The following is a 20,635-nucleotide window of genomic DNA, read 5'->3' on the forward strand; positions in this document are numbered from 1 at the left end:
ATGACAGTAGACGAAGCAAACCACGCCAATACTGTCGGAAGTTCCTGGCGAAGGGTGCTGAGCCTGCTTGAACAGGACGAGCGGGTCAGCCCCCGGCAGCGCGGCTTCGTCATCCTTGCCCAGGCGCAGGGCCTGATCGGCTCCACCCTTCTGGTGGCCGTTCCCAATGAACTCACCCGGGAGGTCCTCCAGACCCAGGTCAAGGACGCCCTCGACGACGCCCTCCGCAGTGTCTTCTCCGACGACATCCGCTGCGCAATCGACGTCGACACCGATCTGGTGCCCCTCCACAAGGAGCCGGAAGCCGCCGTCGAGCTTTCCGCGGTGCCTGACCTCGCCGCAGAACCGAAGCCGCAGCCCACTCCGCCGAGCACCTCGCACGAATTCGGCCGGCTGAACCCGAAGTACATCTTCGATACCTTCGTGATCGGTTCCTCCAACCGCTTTGCCCACGCGGCCGCCGTCGCCGTCGCGGAGGCACCAGCCAAGGCGTACAACCCGCTGTTCATCTACGGCGACTCGGGGCTGGGCAAGACGCACCTGCTGCACGCGATCGGCCACTACGCCCGGCGGCTCTACAGCGGCATCCGCGTCCGCTACGTCAACTCCGAAGAGTTCACCAACGACTTCATCAACTCGATCCGTGACGACGAAGGCACCAGTTTCAAGACCACGTACCGCAACGTGGATGTGCTGCTGATCGACGACATCCAGTTCCTGGCGGGCAAGGACCGCACGCAGGAAGAGTTCTTCCACACGTTCAACGCCCTGCACAACGCCAACAAGCAGGTGGTCATCACCTCGGACCAGCCGCCCAAGATGCTGGCCGGCTTCGAGGACCGCATGACCTCGCGCTTCGAATGGGGCCTGCTCACGGACATCCAGCCGCCGGAGCTCGAGACCCGCATCGCGATCCTGCGCAAGAAGGGCCTCAGCGAAGGACTCTCGGCGCCGGACGACGCCCTGGAGTACATCGCGTCCAAGATCTCCAGCAACATCCGCGAACTCGAGGGCGCCCTCATCCGCGTCACCGCGTTCGCCAGCCTGAACCGCCAGCCGGTGGATGTTGCCCTCGCCGAGATGGTCCTCAAGGACCTCATCACCGACGACGGCGCCCAGGAGATCACTGCCAAGCAAATCCTCGACCAGACCGCAGACTACTTCAAGCTCAGCATGGAAGAGCTCTGCAGCAAGTCCCGCACGCGCACCCTGGTGACGGCGCGGCAGATCGCCATGTACCTCTGCCGCGAACTGACGGACATGTCCCTGCCCAAGATCGGACAGGAGCTGGGCGGCCGCGACCACACCACCGTCATTCACGCGGACCGCAAGATCCGCGAGCTGATGGCCGAGCGCCGTGTGATCTACAACCAGGTCACCGAGCTGACCAACCGCATCAAACAGCAGCAGCGAAACTCCTGAATCCACAGCGCGGCCGCCACCACATACCTTATTAACAGGCACATGTGGATAAGCCTGTGGATACTTAAGGGGACAAGCGCGGTTAATGGGCTTAAAACCCTTAAGCCGTCTGTGGATCGTTAAAAACGGGCCTGAAGGTTGTCCCCATCCACACCCTGTTTAAAACCCGGTTAACGCACATCTCGTGAACAGGGCTTAACTGCGGAACGGCGCGTCGAAACGGGGTTATCCACAGTTTCCACAGCAGTTATTAACACTACGAATCCCAAAAAATTGAAATTCCTCAAATAACAATCTCCCTCCACCGCCCGCCGGGCCCAGCCAACGGCTGTGCCGAAGCACCGGCCGGAAACCTGGGGATGGGTTAATCGCGGATCTTCCGGCTAAGCTGTCAGCAGCGCTCCCATCCCTGGGTCTGTTTTGTGGTTCGCACAGCGTTGACCATGCAGCTTCCGGTGCCGGAGCGCGACGATTTTGGCGGGTTCCAGACAGGGATCCGCGGTTTGGACATGGCAGCAGCAATGAAAGGCGGCACCCTTCCGTGAAGTTCAGAGTCGAACGGGACGTCCTGGCAGAAGCCGTAACCTGGACCGCCCGATCGTTGTCTCCGCGGCCGCCTGTTCCGGTGCTCTCGGGTCTTCTCCTCAAGGCTGAAGCCGGGACAGTCACCCTCTCGAGCTTTGACTACGAGACCTCCGCACGCCTGGAAATCCCGGCTGACATCACCACCGAGGGCACCATCCTGGTCTCCGGCCGCCTGCTCGCAGACATCTGCCGCAGCCTGCCCTCCGCCCCAGTGGACGTCGAAACCGACGGCAGCAAAGTCACACTGAGCTGCCGCCGAAGCAGCTTCCACCTGGCCACCATGCCGGAGTCCGAATACCCGGCCCTGCCGGCACTCCCGGAAATCAGCGGAACCCTCCCCGGTGACGCCTTTGCCCAGGCCGTTTCCCAGGTGATCATCGCCGCCAGCAAGGACGACACTCTCCCGATCCTCACCGGTGTCCGGATGGAGATCGAGGATGACATGATCACCCTCCTGGCAACAGACCGTTACCGGCTGGCCATGCGCGAAGTGCCCTGGAAGCCCGTCACTCCGGGCATTTCCACGAGTGCCCTGGTGAAGTCCAAGACGCTGAACGAAGTAGCCAAGACCCTTGGTGGCAGCGGCGACATCAACCTCGCCATCGCCAGCGACGACAGCCGCCTTATCGGCTTCGAAAGCGGCGGACGCACCACCACCTCGCTGCTCGTTGACGGCGACTACCCCAAGATCCGCTCGCTGTTCCCGGACTCCACTCCGATCCACGCCACTGTGCAGACCCAGGAACTCGTGGAAGCCGTCCGGCGCGTGTCCCTCGTGGCCGAACGCAACACCCCAGTCCGCCTCGCCTTCACACAGGGGCTCCTGAACCTCGACGCCGGCACCGGCGAAGACGCCCAGGCCTCCGAAGAGCTCGAAGCCCAGCTGTCCGGTGACGACATCACCGTGGCCTTCAACCCGCACTACCTGGTGGAGGGCCTCAGCGTCATCGAAACCAAGTACGTCCGGTTCTCCTTCACCACCGCGCCCAAGCCGGCCATGATCACCGCCCAGGCCGGGGCCGACGGCGACGACCAAGGCGACTACCGTTACCTCGTGATGCCGGTCCGCCTCCCCAACTAGCTGGCAGTTGTGGTTGTTCTGAGCGCTCAGAACAACCACTAATGCGAGTCAGTTGGGCCTTCCGCAGCCACCACCGCCACCTCCGCAGAAAAGAGTTCACGTCGTGCATATCGGACTGATCGGCCTTGGAAAAATGGGTTTCAACATGCGGGAACGCATGCGAAACGGCGGCATTGAAGTCACCGGCTTCGACCGCAACCCGGACATCACCGACGTCTCGTCCGTGGATGAACTCATCGCCGCGCTTCCGACGCCGCGGCTGGTCTGGATCATGGTTCCGGCCGGCGACATCACCGATGCCGTGGTCACCGAGCTCGGCGCCAAGCTCAGCCCCGGCGACCTCGTGATCGACGGCGGGAACTCGCGCTTCACCGAGGACCAGAAGCACGCTGCTGCACTGGCCGAGAAGGACATCCGCTTCGCCGACTGCGGCGTGTCCGGCGGGGTCTGGGGCCTGCAGAACGGCTACGGCCTCATGGCCGGCGGCTCGGACGAGGACATCGCTTTGGCCATGCCCGTGTTCGATGCCCTCCGCCCCGAAGGCGACCGCGCCGACAGCTTCGTCCATGTGGGCGGCGTCGGCGCAGGCCACTACGCCAAGATGGTCCACAACGGCATCGAGTACGGCCTGATGCAGGCTTACGCCGAAGGCTACGAACTGCTCGCCGCCAAGGACATCGTCAACGACCTCCCCGGCACGTTCCGCGCCTGGCAGAAAGGCACCGTGGTGCGCTCCTGGCTGCTGGACCTCATGGTCAAGGCCCTGGACGAGGATCCTGGCCTGGCCTCGATCGATGACTACGTGGAAGACTCCGGCGAAGGCCGCTGGACCGTGGAGGAAGCCATCGCCAACGCGGTCCCGGCACCGGCCATCACGGCCGCGCTCTTTGCCCGGTTCTCCTCCCGCGAGGACAGCTCCCCGGCCATGAAGATGGTCTCGGCGCTGCGCCATCAATTCGGTGGCCACGCCACGCGTCCGTCCAGCTAGGCCGCGGGGAGTCCAGCAGCAGGCGTGTACCTAGAACATCTTTCGCTCACCGACTTCCGCAGCTACGCGCAGGTCGACCTCAAGCTCGGCCCCGGGGTCACCGTCCTGGTGGGTGCCAACGGCATCGGCAAGACGAACCTCATGGAGGCCATCGGCTATCTGGCGAGCCTGAGTTCGCACCGTGTCAGCACCGACGGGCCGCTGTTGCGCTTCGGAACCGAACGCGCCCTGATCCGAGCCAAGCTGGTGCGCGGCGAACAGTCAACGGTGATCGAGCTCGAAATCAACGCCGGCCGGGCCAACCGGGGGCGCATCAACCGCGGCAATCCGGTGCGTGCACGGGATCTCCTGGGCATCTGCCAGACCGTGCTGTTTGCCCCCGAGGACCTCGCCCTGGTCAAGGGCGATCCGTCCAACCGGCGCCGTTTCCTCGATGAACTCCTGGTCAGCCTGGTTCCGCGGCACGCTGCCACCCGCAGCGACTACGACCGTGTGCTCAGACAGCGCAACGCCCTGCTGAAATCGGCCCGCGTCGGCAAATTCTCGGCCGGCCACGAAGCCACCCTTGATGTGTGGGACCAGCACATGGCCCGGGCCGGCGCCGAGCTGCTGCACGCCCGCCTGGAACTGGTGGAGCGGCTCCGCCCGCACCTGGACGGCGCGTACGCCCAGCTCACGGACGGCTCCAAGACGGCCGGCGCCGTGTACCGCTCCACGATCCAGGGCGTCCTGGACGACGACGGCGGTCCGGCCGAGCGCGCAACTGAGGCTCCGGCGTCGGGCGAGGACCTCCGGCTGCTGTCCGTGGACCAGCTCACCGAACGCTATGTCCAGGCGTTCGCGGCGTCCCGCCGCAGGGAACTGGAGCGCGGGATTTCGCTGGTGGGCCCGCACCGTGACGAGCTCGAACTGGTCCTTGGCGAGGCCCCTGCCAAGGGCTACGCCTCGCACGGCGAAACCTGGTCCATGTGCCTTGCCCTGCGGCTTGCCTCCTACTACGTGATGCTGGATGACACCAGGACCGGCGGCACCGCGCCGATCCTGATCCTGGACGACGTGTTCGCCGAACTGGACGTGCAGCGTCGGCGTAAACTGGCAGCAATAGTTGCCGGAGCCGAACAGGTCCTGGTGACAGCCGCCGTCGACGCCGACATCCCGGAGGAGCTGGCCGGACGGCGCGTAACCGTTGTTCCGGGAGGCATCGATGGCGAAGGATAGCCGCGACGGACTCCAGCCCGGCCGGGATCCCGACGAAATCGACGCCGCCCAGGCCGCGCTGAACCGCATGCGCGACGCCGCCGCGGCCCGTGGCGAAGTCCGGCAGCGCGCCCCGCGCTCCGGGGAGGCGCCCAAGCGGAAGGGCATGCGGGATACCCGCGGCTTCGCCCAGTTCCACGGCAGCGGCCGGGATCCCCTGGGCCTGGGCAAGGTGGTGGGCCGGCTCGTGGCCGAGCGCGGCTGGACCTCGCCGGTGGCCGTGGGCTCCGTCATGGCGGAGTGGGCCACCCTGGTGGGTCCGGAAATCTCGGCCCACTGCACCCCCGAAAGCTTCACCGACACCACCCTCCATGTGCGCTGCGATTCCACGGCCTGGGCCACCCAGCTCCGGCTGCTGAGCATGAGCCTGCTGGAGATGTTCCGCAATGAACTGGGCGACGGCGTGGTCACGAGCATCCAGGTGCTGGGACCCTCGGCGCCGAGCTGGCGCAAGGGCGGACGCAGCGTCAACGGACGCGGCCCCCGCGACACCTACGGCTGAGGAGAACCGGCGGAGGCTGGACGCCGTGCAGAGCGATTCAACGCCCGCGGGCCGTATAGGCACCCATCTGACCCACCACAGGGCCCTTCCAGTGGGGGCCAACGGCCTCCCAAGGGCACTTTCCCGGCCCGGCTGGCCCCGTATTGGCGGGGAAAGGCCCTATTTCACGGTAGAATCGGCATAGATAACTGGGCGCCGGTGCGATGTTGACGGGGTCGGATTTCCAGAGAATGGGACCGGACCACCAGCCAACCGATGCATCGGCGCTATCAGTCACGTCCCTGTTGGCGCCTGCGGTTCACCGCGGGCAGATCCGGGAACGGCCATCATCGAGTACAGAGGAGTCGACAGCGCCTGTGGCTAACGACAATGCAGAGACCTTGGCAGTAGAGCCCGTGGCGGAGAATGCCTCCACACCGGAAACGACGGTCGAGGCACCCAGGGAATACGGCGCCAGCGACATCACCGTCCTCGAAGGCCTCGAAGCGGTGCGCAAGCGCCCCGGCATGTACATCGGTTCCACCGGTCCGCGCGGCCTCCACCACCTGGTGTACGAAGTGGTGGACAACTCCGTGGATGAGGCCCTGGCCGGCTACTGCAGCCACATCGAGATCACCCTCCGCGCCGACGGCGGCGTGAAAGTAGTGGACGACGGCCGCGGCATCCCAGTGGACATCCACCCCAGCGAGGGCAAGCCCACCGTTGAAGTGGTCATGACCATCCTGCACGCCGGCGGCAAGTTCGGCGGCGGCGGCTACGCCGTCTCCGGCGGCCTCCACGGCGTGGGCATTTCCGTGGTCAATGCCTTGTCCCGCCGCGTGGACACCGAGGTCCGCCGCCAGGGTCACGTTTGGCGCATGTCCTTCGCCGACGGCGGCAAGCCGCAGGGCGAGCTCGTCCAGGGCGAAGCCACCACGGAAACCGGAACCACGCAGACGTTCTACCCGGACGGCACGATCTTCGAGTCCACGGTCTTCGACTTCGAGACACTGCGCGCACGCTTCCAGCAGATGGCCTTCCTCAACAAGGGCCTCAAGATCACTCTGACGGACGAACGCCCGGTGCAGAGCGCCTCCGTGGACGACCTCGACCTGGACGTGGTGACCACGGAAGGCGAAGTCGCTGCCGAGCACCGCACCGTTGTCTATCAGTACAACGACGGCCTGCTGGACTACGTCAAGCACCTGAACTCGAACAAGAAGGTGGAGGTGGTCCACGAGGACGTCATCGCCTTCGAAACCGAGGACACCGAGCGGCACATCGCCGTCGAAATGGCCATGCAGTGGACCACCGCGTACTCCGAGAGCGTCCACACCTACGCGAACACCATCAACACCCACGAGGGCGGCACGCACGAAGAAGGCTTCCGCGCCGCGATGACCTCGCTCATCAACCGCTATGCGCGCGAGAAGAGCATCATCAAGGAAAAAGAAGACAACCTCACGGGTGACGACATCCGTGAAGGCCTCACCGCCGTCATTTCGGTCAAGCTCGCCGAACCGCAGTTCGAAGGCCAGACCAAGACCAAGCTCGGCAACTCCGAGGTCAAGGGCTTCGTGCAGCGCGTGGTCACCGACCAGCTCGGCGACTGGCTGGAGCGCAACCCCGGCCCCGCCCGGGATGTCATCCGCAAGGCCATCCAGGCCTCCCAGGCACGCATGGCTGCCCGCAAGGCCCGCGACAACGCCCGCCGCAAGAGCCCGCTGGAGTCCTTCGGCATGCCGGGCAAGCTCTCCGACTGCTCCTCCAAGGATCCTTCGCGCTGCGAGGTCTACATCGTGGAGGGTGACTCGGCAGGCGGTTCCGCCAAGCGCGGCCGCAACCCGGAAACCCAGGCCATCCTGCCGTTGCGCGGAAAGATCCTGAACGTGGAGCGGGCCCGGCTGGACAAGGCCCTGGGCAATGCCGAGGTCCAGTCCATGATCACCGCGTTCGGCACGGGCATCGGGGAGGACTTCGACCTCGCCAAGCTGCGGTACCACAAGATCGTCCTGATGGCCGATGCCGACGTTGACGGCCAGCACATCACCACCCTGCTGATGACGCTGCTGTTCCGCTACATGCGCCCGCTGATTGAGAACGGCTACGTCTACCTGGCCCAGCCGCCGCTGTACCGGATCAAGTGGTCGAATGCCCCGCACGACTACGTCTACAGCGACCGCGAACGCGACGCCAAGCTGCTCTCCGGCCAGGCTGCCGGCCGCCGCATTCCGAAGGACAACGGCATCCAGCGTTACAAGGGCCTCGGCGAAATGGACTACACGGAACTGTGGGACACCACCATGGACCCGGACCACCGGACCCTGCTTCAGGTGACCATGGATGACGCCCTGGCCGCGGACCAGATCTTCTCCACCCTGATGGGCGAGGACGTCGAATCACGCAGAAACTTCATTCAGCAGAACGCCAAGGACGTTCGGTTCCTCGACATCTAGCGGCTATCGCCGACGAAATAGTCCTGGACCGACATATACCTGAAACGGAAAACATAGACAATGAGTGACGAAACACCCGAGGTTCCCGCTGAATCACCCGGCACCCCGGAACCCGTTCTTGAGGGTGATGTGCTGATTGACCGCGTTGAGCAGGTGGACCTGCAGACGGAAATGCAGCGCTCCTACCTGGACTACGCCATGGCCGTCATCGTCGGCCGCGCCCTTCCGGACGTCCGCGATGGCCTCAAGCCCGTCCACCGCCGCGTGCTCTACGCGATGTTCGACGGCGGCTACCGCCCGGAGCGCTCCTTCAACAAGTGCGCCCGCGTGGTGGGCGAGGTCATGGGCCAGTACCACCCGCACGGCGACACGGCCATCTACGATGCCCTGGTCCGCCTGATCCAGGACTGGACCATGCGCTACCCGCTGGCGTTGGGCCAGGGCAACTTCGGTTCGCCCGGCAACGACGGCGCGGCAGCACCCCGGTACACCGAAACCAAGATGGCTCCGCTGGCCATGGAAATGGTCCGCGACATCGACGAGGAAACCGTCGATTTCCAGGACAACTACGACGGCAAGAACCAGGAACCCACCATCCTGCCGGCGCGTTTCCCGAACTTGCTGGTCAACGGTTCCTCGGGCATCGCCGTCGGCATGGCCACCAACATCCCGCCGCACAACCTGCGCGAAGTCGCCGATGGCGTGCAGTGGTACCTGGCCAACCCCACCGCCAACCGCGAAGAGCTGCTCGAAGAGCTGCTCCTGCGCATCAAGGGACCCGACTTCCCCACGGGCGCCACCATCCTGGGCCACAAGGGCATCGAGGACGCCTACCGCACGGGCCGCGGCTCCATCACCATGCGGGCCGTGGTAAACGTGGAGGAACTCCAGGGCCGCACCTGCCTGGTGGTCACCGAACTGCCGTACCAGGCCAACCCGGACAACCTGGCCATCAAGATCGCCGAGCTCGTCAAGGACGGCAAGATCTCCGGCATCGCCGACCTCCGCGACGAGACCTCCGGCCGCACGGGCCAGCGCCTGGTGATCGTGCTCAAGCGTGACGCCGTGGCCAAGGTGGTCCTGAACAACCTGTACAAGCACACGCAGCTGCAGGACAACTTCTCGGCGAACATGCTCGCCATCGTGGACGGCGTACCGCGCACCCTGAGCCTGGATGCCTTCATCCGGCACTGGGTGACGCACCAGATGGACGTCATCGCACGCCGTACCCGGTACCGCCTGCGCAAGGCCGAGGAAGAAGCGCACATCCTGCGCGCCCTCCTGAAGGCCCTGGACATGCTGGACGAGGTCATTGCCCTCATCCGCGCATCCAACACCACCGAGGCTGCCCGCGACGGCCTCATGGGGCTGCTGGACATCGATGAGCTCCAGGCCCGCGCTATCCTGGACATGCAGCTGCGCCGCCTGGCCGCCCTGGAACGCCAGAAGATCCAGGACCGGCACGCCGAGCTCGAAGCCATGATCGCCGAGTACAACGCGATCCTTGCCTCCGAAGAGCGCCAACGCCAGATCATCAGCACCGAGCTGGCCGAGATCGTGGCCAAGCACGGCGATGACCGCCGCACGCACATCCTCATGGGCTTCGACGGCGACATGTCCATGGAGGACCTGATCCCCGTGGAGGAAATGGTCGTCACCATCACCCGCGGCGGCTACGTCAAGCGCACCCGCAGCGACAACTACCGCTCGCAGCAGCGCGGCGGCAAGGGCATCAAGGGCGCCCAGCTGCGCGGCGACGACGTGGTGGAGCACTTCTTCGTCACCACCACGCACCACTGGCTGCTGTTCTTTACCAACCTGGGACGCGTGTACCGGGCCAAGGCCTACGAACTGGCCGAGGCCGGGCGCGACGCCAAGGGCCAGCACGTGGCCAACCTGCTGGCCTTCCAGCCGGACGAGCACATCGCCCAGGTCCTGGACCTGAAGGACTACCAGCAGGCCCCGTACCTGGTGCTCGCCACCAAGAGCGGCCTCGTCAAGAAGACGCGCCTGGAGGACTACGACACCAACCGCTCCGCCGGCGTCATCGCCATCAACCTGCGCGACGAAGACGAACTGGTCTCGGCGCAGCTGGTGTCCGAAACCGACGACCTCCTGCTGGTCTCCCGCAAGGGCCAGTCCATCCGCTTCACCGCCACCGACGACGCCCTGCGCCCCATGGGCCGCGCGACGTCCGGCGTCACAGGCATGAAGTTCCGTGAAGACGACGAACTGCTGGCGGCCGACGTGGTCCAGGACGGCTCGTTCGTGTTCGTGGTGACCGAAGGCGGCTACGCCAAGCGCACCGCCGTCGAGGAATACCGGCTCCAGGGCCGCGGCGGGCTTGGCATCAAGGTGGCCAAGCTTGCCGAGGAGCGTGGCGACCTCGTTGGCGCGCTGATTGTCCAGGAGGAAGACGAAGTCCTGGTGGTCATGGAAGGCGGCAAGGTGGTTCGTTCCGCCGTCACCGGTGTGCCCGCCAAGGGCCGCGACACCATGGGCGTCATCTTCGCCAAGCCGGACAAGAATGACCGCATCATCGAGGTGGCACGCAACAGCGAACGGGGGCTCGAAGGCGAAGAGTCCGAAGACGTACACGACGATGACGTAACGTTGGCTGCGAACGGCGGCGCCATTGAGGCGCCCGCTACGGCAGAATCGGGAGAGACCGCGGATCCGGACAACGGGCCGGACGCGGAGCTGAACGAAGACAACACCGGAGGTAACGAGTGAGTAATCCAGACTCATATCCCAAGCCGAGCACTGACGTCCCCGGCGGGATCCGGCAGCCGACCGGCGCCCCGCAGGCAGGCGCACCTGCCCGCCCGCAGCAGCGGCCCGCGGCCGGCCCCGCAGGTGCACGCCCGGCGGTCCCGGGCCAGCGTCCGGCGCCGGCAGGAGTGCGCCCGGCGGGCCAGAGGCCGGCACAGCCCGGCCAGCGGCCCCTCCAGCCCGGGCAGCGGCCTGCGCAGGGCAACCCGGGGCTCGTGAAGCCCGCACCGAAGGCCAAGGTGCGCCGTGCGCGCCTGCTGGTCAGCAAGGTGGACCCGTGGTCGGTGCTGAAGATGGCGTTCCTGCTGTCCGTGGCACTGGGCATCGTCACCGTGGTGGCCGCGATCGTGCTGTGGACCGTCCTGGACCTCACCGGCATCTTCAACCAGGTGGACAGCCTCCTGGGCACCCTCGCAGGCTCGGAAGGCGGCGCCTTCGAACTGAAGAAGGTTGCTTCCCTGGGCCAGGTGGCGTCCTTCGCCACCATCATCGCCGTGGTGAATGTGGTGCTCCTGACGGCGCTGTCCATGCTCTCGGCTGTCTTGTATAACATTTCGGCAACGTTGGTTGGCGGAATCGGCGTCACCCTCACGGACGACTAGCCAAAAACCCCGGAAACAAGCCGGAATCGCCGCAAAACAGCGGTGAAAATGCCTCGATTTGAGATCGGGCCGGGATGTGCTGTACAGTCATATCTCGGCCCGATGAGGCATCGGGGCGTATAGCTCAGGCGGTTAGAGCGCTTCGCTGATAACGAAGAGGTCCCAGGTTCAAGTCCTGGTACGCCCACGGAACCAAAGCAGGTTCAGGTAACACTGAACCGGAATGAGGTGCTTGTGAAGAAGTTGCTGATTGTTGCAGCTGCGATCGCAGGTGTCCTGCTCTATAAAAAGGTGCAGGAATCCGAAGCCCGGAAAGAAGTCTGGAGCAAGGCAACCGACACGGTTGACTAGCGAAGGGGCCCGCAAAGGCGGATGGTGAAAACCATCGGTACGGCTGGTGTATGATTGACGGGTTGCTTCTTATGGGGGCATGGCGCAATTGGTAGCGCACCTGCTTTGCAAGCAGGGGGTTCGGGGTTCGAGTCCCCGTGCCTCCACCATAAGAAAGTCCCGGTCAGAAATGACCGGGACTTTTGCATTTAAGCGGCACCTGCCTGCTCCCGATAGGGTTTGAACGTGAATCTTCTTATTGCCGCCCTGGGCGTGCTGGGGGTTGCATCGTCCGGCCCGCTGATTGCCGGCACGCTGGGGGCAACGTCCGTGAGCGCCCTGGCCATCGCCTTCTGGCGCAATGCGATCGGCGCGGCGGTCATGTCCGCCCCCGTCCTGGTCCGCGAACCACGCCAGTTCGGCAAGGTGACCCGGCACGAGTTCACCTGGTCCGCCGTCGCAGGCACCGCCCTGGCCCTGCACTTCGCCTGCTTCATCACCTCGCTGCAGCTGACCTCCGTGGCGGCCGCCAGCGCCCTCGTGTGCCTGCAGTCGGCCTGGATCGCCGTCTTCCAGCTCTTCCGCGGCACCCGGCACCGCTGGCCGGTCCTGGTGGGCCTGGGGATCGCCTTCGGCGGCGTCGTGGCCATCACAGGCTTCGACATGGGTTCCTCCCCCGAGGCCCTGCTGGGCGACCTCCTGGCCCTTGCCGGCGGCGCCCTGGCCGGCCTCTACACACTGGCCGGAGGCAGGGCCCGCCAGACGATGGGCGTGGGGGTCTACACAACGCTCTGCTACGGCCTGTGCGCCGCCATGGTGGCCGTGCTGGCCCTCTTCATGCGCCAGCCGCTCACAGGGTTCGACGCCGGCGGCTGGCTGGGGATTCTCGCCATCACCGTCTGTGCGCAGCTGGTGGGGCACACCGCGTTCAACCATCTCCTGGCGACCATGAGCCCGTTGCTGGTCTCCATGATCATCCTGCTGGAGATCCCCGGAGCCGCGATCCTTGCAGCGATCTTCCTGCACGAGACGCTGCCGGCCGGGACCTACGCCGGCCTGGCGCTCATCCTGGCCGGACTCGCCGTCGTGGTGGTGGGCCAGATGCGGAACAAGGGTGGCGAGGCGGACGCTGCGGCTCCGAAGATCGCCGGGCTCGGCACCGACTGACGCCGGCTGCAGGCCGCAGCCGGCGTTACTGGCCGCCCCGGCGGGCCACCTGGCTGGAGTTGGCCGTGTGGATGGCACGCAGGATCTTGGCCGGGAAGTAGACGGAGAAAAACACCACCATGGGTGCCTTCAATGCCATCTTCTTGACGTTGTGGGCCTTGTACGTGCGGTCGAAGCGCGTCACGTAGTAGCGGTAATCGCGCGGGGAGTCTTCCAAGCGCCGCGCGGACATGCCGGAGACCATCTGCGGCCAGTACTGCACCTTGAGGTCGTGCTCGGCAAGGTGCAGCGAGAGGTCGATGTCCTCGTGCATCTCGTCCTTCTCGTCCAGGCAGGCTTCATCGCGGATGGTTTCCCAGGCGGAGCGGCGCAGCGCCATGTTGGAGCCGAAGAGGAAGTGGTACTGGTGCTTGGCCAGGCGGAGCATGAGCTGGCGCATCTTGTCATCGGCCTTGAGTCCGAAGCGGCGCATGGGCATGTCGTAGTAGACCACGGGGCCGGTGGCGGCCTGCACGGAGGCATCCATGAACGCGATCTGCACCTGTTCCACCCAGTCCGGTTCGAGCACGGAATCGGCGTCGATGCGGCCCAGGACCTCACCGGTGGCATGGTTGAGGCCGAAGTTGCGGGTGGGGATCAGGCCCTGGGATTCGTCCTGGCTGAGCAGGATGATGGGGCTCTCCGGATACTCCTGCTGCATCTGGCGGACGATCGAAGCCGTGCGGTCCGTGGACATGTTGTCCACCACGATGATCTCGTCAGCCGGAGCCGACTGGTAGATGGCAGCGATGAGGCACTGCCGGATGACGGATTCCTCGTTGTAAGCCGGGATGACGATGGAAACGCCCGGCCTGGCGGGGGCGTCACTGAGTACATCTTGGGTGGATCCATCGGCTGACATCTCCACAAATCTAACATCACGCCGCGGGACATTGCCGGAGGTCCGGGTTACGTCTGGATAAACACTGAGGGGATTCCGGCGGTGCCGGAATCCCCTCACATTGTTTGCTGGCGCGGGCTACAGGGCCCGTCCGCCGTGCAGCTACTTGCCGTCAGCGTCCCCTGAAGCGGTGCTCCCGGCGGCCTTGGCGTCGCTTTCCTTGTGCAGGCTCGCCGCGATGTTCTTGACCGCGGTCTTGGCGTCGGTGGCAACCTTGGCGGCTGTCTCTTTGGCTTCCTCGGCGGCGTGCTGGACTTTCTCGGACACCTCTTCGGCGGCGTGCTGGACTTTCTCGGACACCTCTTCGGCGGCGTGCTGGACTTTCTCGGACACCTCTTCGGCGGCTTCCTTGATGGCTTCCTTGGCTTCGGCCACGGGGCCGGCCACCGGAGCGGCGGGGGCAGCAGGAGCGGCGGGCACCGGGGCCGGAGTGACAGGTACCGGGGTCTTCCACGGGTCCTCGACCGGCTTGGAAGCCTTCCACGCGGCAACGCCCGCAGCCACGGCTGCGGCGATGACGGTAACGATCAGCAAGCCCCGCTTCTTGGGCTTGCGCGGCCGGGTGAGTTCGGCGCTGACTGCCTTGGACGCTTCCCCGGCCACGGCCTTCAGCTGGGATCCGGCCGTCTGGGCCTGGTCCTGCAGGGTGTGCACCACTCCGGAATCCACCAGTTTCTGGGCTACGGCATCAACCTGGGCAGGGGCGTTCTCCAGGGCGTGGTGGACCACCTCGGAGGCGTGGCCGAGCTGTTCGGAGAGCTTGGGCAGGTACTCGTCCACCACCTTGTCGCGTGCAATGCCCAGGGCAGGGGTGGCCTTGTTGAGGGCTTCCTGGATTTTGGGCGTGGCGTCATCCACGGCGTCATGGATCTTCGGCGCGAGGTTCGCCAGGCCTTCCTGGAGGCGCGGCGTGACGGTTGCGACGCCGTCGGCGAGGTTGTGCGCTGCCGTCTTCAGACCCTCCTGGATCTTCGGGGAAGCACTGTCAATACCGTGCTGCAGGCGGGGAACAGCCCAGTTCACGGCTGCTTCGACGCGGGGCGCAGCCCAGTCGCGGGCGTTGTCCACACCCGCGGCGACGGAGTGTTCAAGTTCACGGGCAATCCGGTCTGATTTTTTCACAATTACCTCCCGATACACATGCTGATTAATTGTTAGCCTACGTCGCCTGACCCGCACGGGCCATTCATCTGAAGGATTGTCGGGAGATTTCACCGAGCGCGGAACCGCCCCCACGGCTCCTTTGGCGTTGACCCTGCATGAAAGAATGTGGCTATGACCATCGCAACAGCAAAAGCAACCATCCACACGAACCTCGGCGACATCGTGGTTGACCTCTTCGGCAACCACGCCCCCAAGACGGTCGCCAACTTCGTCGGCCTGGCCACGGGCGAAAAGTCCTGGACGCACCCGGAAACCGGCGAAGACAAGACCGGTACCCCGCTGTACAACGGCACCATCTTCCACCGCATCATCAAGGACTTCATGATCCAGGCCGGCGATCCGCTGGGCCGCGGCGTGGGCGGACCGGGCTACAAGTTCGACGACGAAATCCACCCGGAACTGAACTTCAACTCCCCCTACAAGCTGGCCATGGCCAACGCCGGCATCCAGATGGGCAAGGGCACCAACGGCTCGCAGTTCTTCATCACCACCGTCAACACCGACTGGCTGTTCGGCAAGCACAGCATCTTCGGCGAGGTTGTGGATGAAGAGTCCCGCAAGGTTGTCGACGCCATCGAAGCCGTCCGCACCGGCATGGGCGACCGCCCTGTTGAAGACGTCGTCATCAACAGCATCGACGTCGTACAGCTCTAGTCACAGCAGGCCGGCGCCACTGGCCGGCTGCCAACTAAGAGAACTGAGCAAATGAGTTACGGAATCCCGGCGGCAGAGCCGTCCGCAGACATCCCGGTGTGTCCCCGGCACCCGGACAGGCCTTCCTATGTCCGGTGCCAGCGCTGCGGGCGCCCTGCGTGCCCCGAATGCCAGCGGGCGGCCGCCGTCGGGTTCCAATGCATTGACTGCGTCAATGAAACAAAACGCACGACGCCAGGCGTCCAGTCCGTCTACGGCGGCACCTTGGCCGCTGGCCGGCCCTTGGCGACGTACCTGATTATCGCGCTTTGCGTTGTGGTCTACGTGCTGCAGTGGCTGGTCCCGGGCGACGTTCTGGCTGATCAGTTTGCCTTTGCCGCCGGATATGTCCAGCCAGACGTTGGTCAGTTCGAACCATGGCGGATGCTGACTGCCGCCTTCCTGCACTCCCAGGGTTTCCTGCTCCACATCGTGCTCAACATGTACACGCTCTGGATCTTCGGGCAGGCCCTTGAACCGATCCTGGGCCGCTTGCGGTTCCTTGCGGTCTATGTTCTTTCCGCCATCGGTGGATCCGTGGGCTTCCTGCTGCTCACCCCCTTGTTTGCGCCCGGCCACCCGACCAGTCCGGTAGTGGGTGCCTCGGGAGCCATCTTTGGCCTGTTTGGCGCCATGCTGGTGGTCCAGCGGCACCGCGGTGGCGACACCAGGCAGCTCTGGATCCTGATCGCCATCAACGGCGTGATCGGATTCATGGTGCCCAGCATCGCCTGGCAGGCCCACTTGGGCGGCCTGGTGACTGGTGCGCTGAGCGCCGCGGTCATCGCCTACGCCCCGCGGGGCAAGAACCGCAGCCTGCTGCAGGCCGCCGGGCTGGTCCTGGTGCTCGTCCTGCTGGCCCTGGCCGCCTGGATCCGCGTCACGACGGGCTAGTTCTCCTCACCCCCGCATCCCCTGCTTGTATCTCCGCCTGCACCTCTGCACGCGGCCGTTCAGTGCTGCCCGGAAGTTTTCCACAGCCGTTATCCACACTGTGCGTAACTTACATGGTTGTAGTTCTGGCGCCGCCGCCCCGCAAGGAGCCTAAGTTAGCCCGCACAGCCGCTTTTCCCTGAGCCAGAGTCCACAGCTGTGGATAACTTTCGCCCACAGCCTCCTGTTTTTGTGGACAACCGCGGGTTTGGCGGGACTGCTGTGGACAACGTCGGCGACTCGGGGTGGAACAGGCTGCTATCAACAGGGTTATCAACAATGTTAATAACTTCCATGGCTGTAGTTTGAGTCTTGCGAAGGGCCCCGGATCCCAGTACTGGGGCGGATTGTCATCGTTCAGCCGGATGTTTGTCCCCATCTGTGGATAACTTGTGGGTAGTGGCTTGTTGTTAAGTGGGTAACACCGCTTGCCTCCCCGGCTGCACCCCGAGCGCCTCGCGCGGGCACGCAAGCAGCGGCCGCTGGATGAAGAATTCAATCCGTCCGGGGTGAACAATCCATGAAGCCGCAGACACTATCCACAGCGTTGTTCACATTGGGCATAACTCCTCTGACGGGGTGGAGGTGATGGAAACTCCCGCAATGCCGGTTCTTTTCCCCAGGAATGCGTGGATGTCCACACGAGTTATCCACGCCTGTGGATAAAGTTACGCACTTCTGTGGACAGCAGCTGTGGAGATCCCGGCCCTGCGCAGGCCCAAACCGTGCACAGCCCAAACCCCACCCAGCTCCAAACGCCGCTCAGGCCCAGACGCCCGAGCTTCCCCGGCGGTGGCTGTCCACCAGGTGCGTGTCGATGATCCCCACGGCCTCCATCAGCGCGTACATGGTGGTGGGCCCGACGAAGGCGAAACCCTTCTTGCGCAGCGCCTTGGAGAGGGCCACGGATTCCGGTGACTGCGTGGGAACCTCGCCGAGGGTCCGCGGCTCCGGCGTGGTCTCCGGGCGGAACGACCAGACGAAGTCCACCAGGCCGCCCTCTTCGCGCAGGGCGATGGTTGCCTTGGCATTGGTGATGGTGGCCCGGATCTTGAGCCGGTTCCGCACGATGCCGGCATCCAGCATGAGCCGTTCGACGTCGTCCTCGGTGAAGGCAGCGACACTCTCCGGGTGGAAGTCCAGGAAGGCCGCCCGGAAGCCGGGGCGCTTGCGCAGGATAGTGGCCCAGGACAGTCCTGCCTGGAAGCCTTCGAGGCTGATGCGCTCGTACATGCCCTGCTCGTCGCGGACCGGCATGCCCCATTCATGGTCGTAGTACTCGCGCAGGAGCGGATCCACAGACGCCCATGCCGGGCGGGCCAGGCCGTCGTCGCCGAGGATGGTGCCGTTCTCCGGGGTCATGCGCGCTCCTTCTGCAGTTGGGACAAATCCCTTGTGGTGACCAGTGTGCCTGCCGGCTACGACATTCCCGTGACGCGCATGGTGATGTTGATCCGGCCGTGCTCCAGCCCGCAGTCCTGGGGTGCCGTACCGGGGCGCACCCTGGGGATGCCGTGGTACGCGAAACGGGAGGGCCCGCCGAACACGAACAAGTCGCCCGATCCGAGCTCGACGTCGGTGTACGGCTTGGTGCGGGTCTCCGTGTTGCCGAAACGGAAGACGCAGCCGTCACCGATGCTCAGGGAGACCACAGGGGCGCTGGAGCGCTCGTCCTTGTCCTGGTGCATGCCCATGGTGGCCGCGTCGTCGTAGAAGTTCACCAGGGCCGTGTCCGGGGTGTAGGCGGCAGTGTCATATCCCTCGCCGTAGGCCTCGGCCAGCGCCTTCCGGCCCAGACGCACCATCCACTCCGGGAAGTCGAGCACCCGCAGGCCGTTCACGTCGCCGGCGTCGCGGGTGTACTTGTACGGCTGCCAGTGCCAGCCAAGGCACACGGTGCGCACGGACATCCGGTGGCCGCCCGGCAGGGCGGCGGCCCGCAGGGGAACGGGACCTTCGGCCCATTCGTGGAAACGGGCCACGATCCAGCGTTGCTGCTCCGGGCTCAGCCAGCCCGGCACGTGCACCGCACCCGGAGCGATGACCCGGGGACCGGCGTCGGGCATTCCGTCCTGGACCAGCGAGAGCGGAAACAGCGGCGGGGTTTCGCCGGCACTCATGCGGCGGCCTCGAGCGAGAGGAGGGCGCGCTTGGCCTCGGTCCCGCCCAGGTAGCCGCCGAAGGAGCCGTCCGATTTCACCACCCGGTGGCACGGGACGATCAGCGGGAGCGGGTTGGTGGCGCAGGCCGTGCCGACCGCGCGCACCGCGCGGGGGCTGCCTGCCGCCTGGGCCACCGCGGCGTAGCTTTCCGTGTGCCCGTAGGCGATGTGCGGCAGGTGCTGCAGCACGCTGAGCCGGAAACCGCGGGAGAGCCGGAAGTCCAGGGGAAGGTCGAACTCCCGGCGGGTGCCTGCGAAGTATTCGTCCAGCTCCCGCGCCGCGCCATCAAGCCGGGCGGGAACGCGCAAGATCCGCGGACTGATCTTTTCGGCGAGCAGTTGCAGCACGGCGTCGTGGTCCTCCCGGGCGAAGGCGACGCGCACGATTCCCTGTTCAGTTGCGGCGAGCAGCAACTTGCCCAGCGGTGACTCCACCACCCGGTACGCGATGTCCAGGGCGCCGATGTCCCGTGCGTCCGCGGCGAGGCGCTGGTGCAGGCGGTCCAGGGCCGCGGTGTCCGTGGAGGCGGCGGTCAGGGGGGCGAAGAGCGTGGCGGCGTCCGTCTCCGTGAATTCCGTGTCGATGCTCATGGGGTCACTCCTGTCGAAAGCGGTGCCGCGAGGACGGTGCGCAGCGCCTTCACGCCGTCTGCGGCGGCCCGTCGGGCGGCCTCGGGGGTGCCGCCAAGGATGGCGGCGATGTCCTTGTAGGGCAGCCCGGCCAGGTAGTGGTACGCCACCGCCTGGCGCTGCTTGGGCGGCAGCTGCCCGACGGCGTCGAGCAGTTCCGCTTGCCCGTCACCCGGGATGCCCAGCCGGGAATGCTGCTCCGGCGGTTCCTCGACCGGCACGGCACGCCGGTTGCGGGAACGGATGAGGTCGATGGCCTTGCGGTGCGCGATGGTGACCAGCCAGGCCTCCACATTGGCACCGGCCGGCAGCTCCGGGTAGGCCTGCAGCGCGGACAGGAAGGTCTCGGACCAGCCGTCCTCGGCATCATGGGGGCCGAGCACCGCCCGGCACACCCGCAGCACGGTGGGGCCGTGCTCCTGGACAATGGCTTCGAACGGCTTCCTGGGCTCCATCAGAAGAGCTTGCTTTCCTTCACGGCCGCGGGTTCCTCGAGCTCGAGCAGGAACCGCTTGTTCTCCAGGCCGCCCGCGTAGCCGGTGAGGCTGCCGTCCCGTCCCACCACCCGGTGGCAGGGGACCACGATGCTCAGCGGGTTCCGGCCGACGGCCGAACCGACAGCCTGGGCCAGATTGGGGTCGCCGAGTTCGGCGGCTATTTCGCCGTAGCTGACGGTCTCCCCGAAGGGAATGAGGTCCAGGCGGGCCCAGACCTTCTCCTGGAACGGATTTCCGCTGGCCTTGTACGGGAAATCGAAGCCCGTGCGTTCGCCGCGGAAGTATTCGGCCAGCTCCGCCGCGGCACGGGCAAAGACAGGATCTTCGGCAGGAACGGCGGCGCCGAAGTATTCCGGTGGCGGCATATGCCAGTGCCCCTTGAAGAAGATGCCCTTCAGGACCTCGCCGTCGGCAACCAGGGTCAGCTGTCCCAGCGGCGAATCAATGATGGTGTGCCTGGTGCTCATGTCCTGTAG

Annotated in this window: 19 protein-coding genes and 2 tRNA genes; 14 read left to right on the plus strand and 7 right to left on the minus strand. The window is 65.5% G+C overall.

Features of this window, described 5'->3' with window-relative positions:
• From dnaA to NVV90_RS00060, 12 genes are all read left to right on the plus strand, one after another.
• Window positions 1-1,422 (plus strand): chromosomal replication initiator protein DnaA, encoded by a 1,422-nt coding sequence (gene dnaA, locus NVV90_RS00005; RefSeq protein WP_258439159.1) that lies wholly within the window; start codon window positions 1-3, stop codon window positions 1,420-1,422.
• Window positions 1,423-1,963: 541 nt separating this feature from the next.
• Window positions 1,964-3,088, plus strand: a complete 1,125-nt coding sequence (gene dnaN / locus NVV90_RS00010; RefSeq protein WP_258439160.1) for a DNA polymerase III subunit beta — start codon at window positions 1,964-1,966, stop codon at window positions 3,086-3,088.
• 103 nt (window positions 3,089-3,191) lie between these two features.
• Window positions 3,192-4,076: a phosphogluconate dehydrogenase (NAD(+)-dependent, decarboxylating) gene (gene gnd / locus NVV90_RS00015; RefSeq protein WP_258439161.1), complete on the plus strand. Its 885-nt coding sequence runs from the start codon at window positions 3,192-3,194 to the stop codon at window positions 4,074-4,076.
• Between the two features lie 24 nt (window positions 4,077-4,100).
• Window positions 4,101-5,294, plus strand: a complete 1,194-nt coding sequence (gene recF / locus NVV90_RS00020; RefSeq protein WP_258439162.1) for a DNA replication/repair protein RecF — start codon at window positions 4,101-4,103, stop codon at window positions 5,292-5,294.
• Complete coding sequence (locus NVV90_RS00025) at window positions 5,281-5,835, plus strand: DUF721 domain-containing protein (protein WP_258439163.1); 555 nt, start codon at window positions 5,281-5,283, stop codon at window positions 5,833-5,835. Before recF ends, NVV90_RS00025 begins: the two co-directional genes overlap by 14 nt.
• A gap of 356 nt (window positions 5,836-6,191) precedes the next feature.
• Complete coding sequence (gyrB, locus tag NVV90_RS00030) at window positions 6,192-8,270, plus strand: DNA topoisomerase (ATP-hydrolyzing) subunit B (RefSeq protein ID WP_309304082.1); 2,079 nt, start codon at window positions 6,192-6,194, stop codon at window positions 8,268-8,270.
• Window positions 8,271-8,330: 60 nt separating this feature from the next.
• Window positions 8,331-11,003, plus strand: a complete 2,673-nt coding sequence (gyrA, locus tag NVV90_RS00035; RefSeq protein WP_258439164.1) for a DNA gyrase subunit A — start codon at window positions 8,331-8,333, stop codon at window positions 11,001-11,003.
• Entirely contained in the window at window positions 11,000-11,644 is a 645-nt protein-coding gene (locus NVV90_RS00040; RefSeq protein ID WP_258439165.1) for a DUF3566 domain-containing protein, read from the plus strand. Before gyrA ends, NVV90_RS00040 begins: the two co-directional genes overlap by 4 nt.
• A gap of 113 nt (window positions 11,645-11,757) precedes the next feature.
• Window positions 11,758-11,831, plus strand: a tRNA-Ile gene (locus NVV90_RS00045).
• 47 nt (window positions 11,832-11,878) lie between these two features.
• Window positions 11,879-11,995 (plus strand): DLW-39 family protein, encoded by a 117-nt coding sequence (locus tag NVV90_RS00050; RefSeq protein ID WP_258439166.1) that lies wholly within the window; start codon window positions 11,879-11,881, stop codon window positions 11,993-11,995.
• Window positions 11,996-12,068: 73 nt separating this feature from the next.
• A tRNA-Ala gene (locus tag NVV90_RS00055) sits at window positions 12,069-12,144 on the plus strand.
• Between the two features lie 76 nt (window positions 12,145-12,220).
• Window positions 12,221-13,141, plus strand: coding sequence for a DMT family transporter (locus tag NVV90_RS00060; protein ID WP_258439167.1), 921 nt, complete (start codon window positions 12,221-12,223; stop codon window positions 13,139-13,141).
• A 25-nt stretch (window positions 13,142-13,166) separates the two neighbouring features.
• Here the strand turns inward: NVV90_RS00060 and NVV90_RS00065 are convergent, their stop codons facing one another.
• On the minus strand, window positions 13,167-14,042 hold the full coding sequence (locus NVV90_RS00065; RefSeq protein ID WP_258439168.1) for a glycosyltransferase family 2 protein: 876 nt from the start codon (window positions 14,040-14,042) through the stop codon (window positions 13,167-13,169).
• A 141-nt stretch (window positions 14,043-14,183) separates the two neighbouring features.
• A complete protein-coding gene (locus NVV90_RS00070; RefSeq protein WP_258439169.1) occupies window positions 14,184-15,203 on the minus strand; it encodes a hypothetical protein in 1,020 nt (339 codons plus the stop codon).
• Window positions 15,204-15,356: 153 nt separating this feature from the next.
• On the opposite strand from NVV90_RS00070, the gene NVV90_RS00075 reads away from it, so the two are divergent.
• Window positions 15,357-15,899, plus strand: a complete 543-nt coding sequence (locus NVV90_RS00075; protein WP_207615771.1) for a peptidylprolyl isomerase — start codon at window positions 15,357-15,359, stop codon at window positions 15,897-15,899.
• 51 nt (window positions 15,900-15,950) lie between these two features.
• The gene (locus tag NVV90_RS00080; protein WP_258439170.1) at window positions 15,951-16,832 is read left to right on the plus strand and encodes a rhomboid family intramembrane serine protease; all 882 of its coding nucleotides are present in this window, start codon (window positions 15,951-15,953) and stop codon (window positions 16,830-16,832) included.
• Between the two features lie 801 nt (window positions 16,833-17,633).
• On the opposite strand, the gene NVV90_RS00085 is transcribed toward NVV90_RS00080, so the two are convergent.
• Genes NVV90_RS00085 through NVV90_RS00105 form a run of 5 tightly spaced genes read right to left on the minus strand, consistent with a single transcriptional unit; the run spans window position 17,634 to window position 20,626 of the window.
• Window positions 17,634-18,233 carry a DNA-3-methyladenine glycosylase I gene (locus NVV90_RS00085; RefSeq protein WP_258439171.1) on the minus strand — a complete coding sequence of 200 codons (600 nt, stop codon included), beginning with the start codon at window positions 18,231-18,233 and terminating at the stop codon, window positions 17,634-17,636.
• Between the two features lie 56 nt (window positions 18,234-18,289).
• Window positions 18,290-18,937 (minus strand): alpha-ketoglutarate-dependent dioxygenase AlkB, encoded by a 648-nt coding sequence (locus NVV90_RS00090; protein WP_258441253.1) that lies wholly within the window; start codon window positions 18,935-18,937, stop codon window positions 18,290-18,292.
• Between the two features lie 50 nt (window positions 18,938-18,987).
• Window positions 18,988-19,623, minus strand: a complete 636-nt coding sequence (locus tag NVV90_RS00095) for a methylated-DNA--[protein]-cysteine S-methyltransferase (protein ID WP_258439172.1) — start codon at window positions 19,621-19,623, stop codon at window positions 18,988-18,990.
• Complete coding sequence (locus NVV90_RS00100) at window positions 19,620-20,117, minus strand: RNA polymerase sigma factor (protein ID WP_258439173.1); 498 nt, start codon at window positions 20,115-20,117, stop codon at window positions 19,620-19,622. The genes NVV90_RS00095 and NVV90_RS00100 overlap by 4 nt, the downstream gene beginning before the upstream one ends.
• Entirely contained in the window at window positions 20,117-20,626 is a 510-nt protein-coding gene (locus NVV90_RS00105) for a methylated-DNA--[protein]-cysteine S-methyltransferase (protein ID WP_258439174.1), read from the minus strand. The genes NVV90_RS00100 and NVV90_RS00105 overlap by 1 nt, the downstream gene beginning before the upstream one ends.
• Between the last annotated feature and the right edge of the window lie 9 nt (window positions 20,627-20,635).

This window comes from Arthrobacter sp. CJ23 (genome assembly GCF_024741795.1).
GTDB lineage: Bacteria > Actinomycetota > Actinomycetes > Actinomycetales > Micrococcaceae > Arthrobacter.

Bases quoted from the DNA above. Each gene is read 5' to 3' on its own strand.
- dnaA (WP_258439159.1), top strand. From the start codon at position 1: ATGACAGTAGACGAAGCAAACCACGCCAATACTGTCGGAAGTTCCTGG.
- NVV90_RS00025 (WP_258439163.1), top strand. From the start codon at position 5,281: ATGGCGAAGGATAGCCGCGACGGACTCCAGCCCGGCCGGGATCCCGAC.
- gyrA (WP_258439164.1), top strand. From the start codon at position 8,331: ATGAGTGACGAAACACCCGAGGTTCCCGCTGAATCACCCGGCACCCCG.
- NVV90_RS00065 (WP_258439168.1), bottom strand. From the start codon at position 14,042: ATGTCAGCCGATGGATCCACCCAAGATGTACTCAGTGACGCCCCCGCC.
- NVV90_RS00075 (WP_207615771.1), top strand. From the start codon at position 15,357: ATGACCATCGCAACAGCAAAAGCAACCATCCACACGAACCTCGGCGAC.
- NVV90_RS00080 (WP_258439170.1), top strand. From the start codon at position 15,951: ATGAGTTACGGAATCCCGGCGGCAGAGCCGTCCGCAGACATCCCGGTG.
- NVV90_RS00085 (WP_258439171.1), bottom strand. From the start codon at position 18,233: ATGACCCCGGAGAACGGCACCATCCTCGGCGACGACGGCCTGGCCCGC.
- NVV90_RS00090 (WP_258441253.1), bottom strand. From the start codon at position 18,937: ATGCCCGACGCCGGTCCCCGGGTCATCGCTCCGGGTGCGGTGCACGTG.
- NVV90_RS00095 (WP_258439172.1), bottom strand. From the start codon at position 19,623: ATGAGCATCGACACGGAATTCACGGAGACGGACGCCGCCACGCTCTTC.
- NVV90_RS00100 (WP_258439173.1), bottom strand. From the start codon at position 20,117: ATGGAGCCCAGGAAGCCGTTCGAAGCCATTGTCCAGGAGCACGGCCCC.
- NVV90_RS00105 (WP_258439174.1), bottom strand. From the start codon at position 20,626: ATGAGCACCAGGCACACCATCATTGATTCGCCGCTGGGACAGCTGACC.